This is a genomic window from Seonamhaeicola marinus (assembly GCF_008085455.1).
This window is the reverse complement of the sequence record NZ_VSDQ01000329.1, coordinates 1-354: the sequence shown is the minus strand read 5'-3', so window position 1 is coordinate 354 and position 354 is coordinate 1. Positions and strand designations below refer to the sequence as shown.

Annotated in this window: 1 protein-coding gene; it reads right to left on the bottom strand. The window is 31.4% G+C overall.

Features of this window, described 5'->3' with window-relative positions; all coding sequences use genetic code 11:
- Nucleotides 1-354: DUF3987 domain-containing protein (locus FUA24_RS04225; RefSeq protein ID WP_148540168.1), on the bottom strand; the 354-nt coding region annotated here is incomplete at both ends.

Below are 354 nucleotides of genomic sequence, written 5' to 3'. Positions count from 1 at the left end.
AATGCTTCTAAAAAACGTTCTTTACGATTGGCTCTTTTTACTTCTTTTTGTTCAATAGGTAAATCGTTAAACACCTTACTACTGTGCTTTACTAATACGCTTATCATTTCCAATGTATTTTCGAAATCTATATCCTCACAATATCTTACTTGGTTTACATCACCATCTTCCATAATGCGAAATACAGAAAACAACATTATAATTCTAAATGCTATTAACCCCAAACGTCTAACTGTTGCTATATAGTCATCGGGTTGAAGATTGAGGTATTTTGTTTGAAGCTTCTCAAAAAACACATTAAACTTTTGTTGTTGCTCTGTTGTTAGCCTTACTTCAATATCAGGATTGTTTTTT